Origin of the sequence: Streptomyces angustmyceticus (genome assembly GCF_040701845.1) — a bacterium.
GTDB lineage: Bacteria > Actinomycetota > Actinomycetes > Streptomycetales > Streptomycetaceae > Streptomyces > Streptomyces angustmyceticus_A.
Genome location: NZ_JBFBHQ010000053.1, coordinates 1 through 4,600, shown reverse-complemented (window position 1 = coordinate 4,600; position 4,600 = coordinate 1). Strand labels below are relative to the sequence as shown.

The following is a 4,600-nucleotide window of genomic DNA, read 5'->3' as shown; positions in this document are numbered from 1 at the left end:
TGCTGCTGGAGACGTCGTGGGAGGCGTTCGAGCGGGCCGGGATCGACCCGGTCGCCCTGCGCGGCAGCCGTACCGGCGTCTTCGCCGGCACCAACGGACAGGACTACACCGCGCTGCTGCTCGGTGCCGCCGAAGGGCTGGAAGGCCATATCGGCACCGGCAACGCCGCCAGCGTCGTGTCCGGCCGGGTCTCCTACGCGCTGGGCCTGGAGGGGCCCGCGGTCACCGTCGACACCGCCTGCTCCTCCTCGCTCGTCGCCCTCCACCTGGCGGCCCAGGCCCTCCGGACGGGGGAGTGCGACCTCGCGCTGGCCGGCGGCGTCACCGTGATGTCCACGCCCGGTCTGTTCCTGGAGTTCAGCCGGCAGCGCGGACTGGCCGCCGACGGCCGCTGCAAGGCGTTCGCGGACGCGGCCGACGGCACCGCATGGGGCGAGGGCGCGGGCATGCTCCTGGTCGAGCGGCTCTCCGACGCGCGGCGCAACGGGCATCCGGTGCTCGCCGTGCTCCGTGGCTCCGCGGTCAACCAGGACGGCGCGTCGAACGGTCTGACCGCCCCCAACGGCCCCTCCCAGCAACGCGTCATCTGGCAGGCGCTGTCCGGCGCGGGACTGGCCACGGCGGACATCGACATGGTGGAGGCGCACGGCACCGGTACGACGCTCGGCGACCCCATCGAGGCCCAGGCGCTCCTGGCGACCTACGGGCAGGACCGGGACGAGGGGCACCCGCTGCGGCTGGGCTCCGTCAAGTCCAACATCGGGCACACCCAGGCAGCGGCGGGTGCGGCCGGCGTCATCAAGGCCGTGCTCGCCCTCCAGCAAGGGCTGATGCCCTCGACCCTGCACCTCGACCGGCCCTCGTCGCACGTCGACTGGTCGGCGGGGAACGTCGCGCTGCTCGCCGAGGCCACCCCCTGGCCCGACCACGGCCGCCCGCGCCGGGCCGCGGTCTCGTCCTTCGGCGTCAGCGGCACCAACGCCCATGTCATCCTCGAACAGGCCCCGGCCCCGGAGCCCGCCCACGCGACGGACGATGTCCCTCAGACGGACGCCCTCTCCGGTCACTTCGCCTTCCCCCTCTCGGCGCGCAGCGCGGAATCGCTGCGTACGCTCAGCGCCCGGCTGCTCGAGGGGCTGTCCGAGCGGCCGGCGCCGCCACTGCGCGACCTCGCCTGGTCGCTGGCCACCACCCGCACCGCCTTCGAGCACCGGGCCGCCGTGCTCGCCGCCGACCACGAGGAGCTGCTGCGCGGCCTGGACCTGCTCGCCCGTGACGTGCCGGCCCCCGGGGTGGTACGCGGCACGAGCGGCGCGGACGGCCGGACCGCCTTCGTCTTCCCCGGCCAGGGCTCCCAGTGGGCGGGGATGGCCACCGAACTCCTCGACACCGACGCGGAGTTCCGGGCCTGCTTCACCGAGTGCGCCGAGGCCGTGGAACGGTACTCCGGCTGGTCCCTCGACGAGGTGCTGCGCGGCACGGAGGGGGCGCCGTCCCTGGACCGCGTGGATGTCGTCCAGCCGGCGCTGTTCGCCGTGATGGTCGCGCTGGCGGGTCTCTGGCGCGCCCGGGGGGTGGAGCCCGACGCCGTCGTGGGGCACAGCCAGGGCGAGATCGCCGCCGCCTGCGTCGCCGGGGCGCTGAGTCTGGACGACGCCGCCCGGGTCGTCGTCCTGCGCAGCCGGGCACTGACCGCGCTCGCCGGGCGCGGCGGCATGATGTCCGTCCTGCTGCCGCTGCCCGAGGTGGAGGACCGCCTCGCCCCCTGGGGCGACGCCCTCTCCGTCGCCGCCGTCAACGGCCCCCGCTCCGTGGTGGTCTCCGGCGAAGCGGACGCCCTCGACGAGCTGTTCGCCGCGCTGGAGGCCGACGGCGCCCAGGTCCGCCGGATACCGGTCGACTACGCGTCCCACTCCGCGCAGGTCGAGGAGATCCGCGAGGAACTGCTCGCCGACCTGGCACCGGTCCGCCCGCGCAGCGGCGCCACCCCGTTCTTCTCCACGGTGACCGGCGACTGGATCGACACCGGCCGGCTCGACGCCGAGTACTGGTACCGCAACCTGCGCCGCACCGTCCGCTTCGAGCACGCCGTCCGCTCCCTGGCCGAACAGGACTACCGCGCCTACATCGAGGCCTCCCCGCACCCCGTGGTGACGACCGCCGTACGCGAGACGCTCGACGCACTCGACCTCGCGGACGCGGCCGTCGTCGGCACCCTCCGCAAGGGCGAGGGCGGCCCGCGGCGGTTCCTCACCTCGCTCGCCGAACTCTCCGTCGCCGGCGGGCCCGTCACCTGGCGCACGGTCCTCGACCCCGCCCAGGAGGGCGGCGCCCGGCGGATCGCCCTGCCCACCTACCCCTTCCAGCGGCGCCGCTACTGGCCCGAGCCCGCCCCCGCCCTGCGCGGCGGTCCCGGCGACGCCACCGACTCCCGCTTCTGGGAAGCCGTCGAGAGCGGCGACGCCGGCACGCTCGGCGCCGCACTGGACGTGGACCCGGCCACCCTCGACGCACTGCTGCCCGCACTGTCCGACTACCGCCGGCGCCACCGCGAAGGCGCCCGGGCCGACTCGTGGCGCTACCGCATCACCTGGAAGCCCGTCCCCGCCGGCGCCGCCCCCGCCACGCTCCGCGGCACCTGGCTGGTGGTCACCCCCGGCGACCCGGCCCCGGCCGGCGACCTGACGACGGCACTCGCCGCCGCCGGAGCGCACCCCGTCCCCGTGCCCGTGGACGCCGAAGCGGACCGCGCCGCGCTCGCCGGGACGATCGAGGAGGCACTGCGCGGTACAACCTCCCCGGACACCTCGCTGCCCCCGGTCGCGGGCATCGTCTCCCTGCTCGCCCTGGACGAGGACGAGCACCGCGCCCACCCCGGCCTGCCCCGGGGCTTCGCCGCCACCGTCGCCCTCGTCCAGGCACTGGACGACCTCGGCGTCGAGGCCCCGCTGTGGTTCGCCACCCGGGGCGCCGTGGCCACCGACCCGCTGCGGGGCGTCACCGCACCGCACCAGGCCCTGGTGTGGGGCTTCGGCCGGGTCGTCGCCCTGGAGCAGCCGGAGCGCTGGGGCGGACTCCTCGACCTGCCCGAGACCCTGGACCCGGCCGCGGCCAGCGCCGTGGTCCGGGCGCTCGCCGGCATCGGTGACGAGGACCAGCTCGCGATCCGGCCGCACGGTGTCCTCGCCCGGCGGCTGGTCCGCGCCGCCACCGGCGAACTCGACACCACCCGGCGGTGGACACCGCAGGGCACCGTCCTGGTCACCGGCGGCACCGGCGCCCTCGGGCGGCACGTGGCCCGCTGGCTCGCCCGCAACGGCGCACCGCACCTGCTGCTCGTCAGCCGGCGCGGCGCCGACACCCCCGGGACCGCCGAACTCGCCCGCGAACTGGCGGAGTTCGGTACCCGCACCGAATTCGCGACCTGCGACATCGCCGACCGGGACGCGCTCGCCGCCCTGCTCGACACCGTCCCCGCCGACCGGCCGCTCACCGCCGTCCTGCACACCGCGGCCGTCCTCGACGACGGAACCATCAACTCCCTCACCCCCGCCCAACTGGCCGGGGTGCTGAGGGTGAAGGCCGGCGGCGCCCGCAACCTCGACGAACTGACCCGGGCGCACGACCTGTCGGCCTTCGTGCTGTTCTCCTCCACCGCCGGCACCATCGGCGCACCGGGCCACGCCAACTACGCCCCCGGCAACGCCTACCTCGACGCCCTGGCCCAGCAGCGCCGCGCCGCCGGGCAGCGGGCCACCTCTGTCGCCTGGGGGCCCTGGGCGGAAGCCGGTATGGCCGAGGGCACCGTGGGCGAGCGACTGCACCGGCACGGCGTACGCGTCATGGAGCCCCGGTCGGCGGTCGCCGCGCTGCAACGCGCCCTCGACCACGACGACACCGCACTGGCCGTCACCGACATCGACTGGGACACGTTCGCGCACGCCTACACCACGGCCCGCCCCCGGCCGCTGATCGCCGACCTCCCCGACGCACAGCGGGCACTCGCCTCCGCCGCACCGGCGACGGAGGAGACGACCGAAGGCCCCGCACTCGCCCGTCAGCTCGCGGCGTTGGACGAGGCGGAGCAGCGCCAGGCCCTGTCGGCACTCGTGCGCGCCCACATCGCGGCCGTCCTCAACCACACCGACCCCGACGAGGTCGCCCCCCACCGGGCCTTCCGCGAGCTGGGCTTCGACTCCCTCATGGCGGTCGAACTCCGCAACGCCCTCAGCACGGCCATCGGCAGACGACTCCCGGCCACCCTCGTCTTCGACCATCCGACCCCGGCGGCACTGGCCACTCGGCTGCGCACCGAACTGGGCCTCGACGAGGCACCGGCCCCGCCCGCGCCGGCTCCCGACAGGGCGACGGCCCATGAGGACGATCCCCTCGCCATCGTGGCGATGAGCTGCCGTTTTCCCGGTGGGGTGGGTTCGCCGGAGGAGTTCTGGCGGCTGCTTGCGGGCGGGGTGGACGCGATCGGTGAGTGGCCGGCGGACCGTGGCTGGGACGTGGAGGCGCTCTACGACCCGGAGCCGGGGGTGCCCGGGCGCAGTTACACCCGGGCCGGTGGGTTCCTGGCCGATGTCGGCGGTTTCGA

At 75.7% G+C, this 4,600-nt stretch carries 1 protein-coding gene; it reads left to right on the top strand.

Annotated elements, in window-relative coordinates; genetic code table 11:
• On the top strand, positions 1-4,600 hold a 4,600-nt coding region (locus tag AB0411_RS37605; protein WP_366421709.1), incomplete at both ends, for a type I polyketide synthase.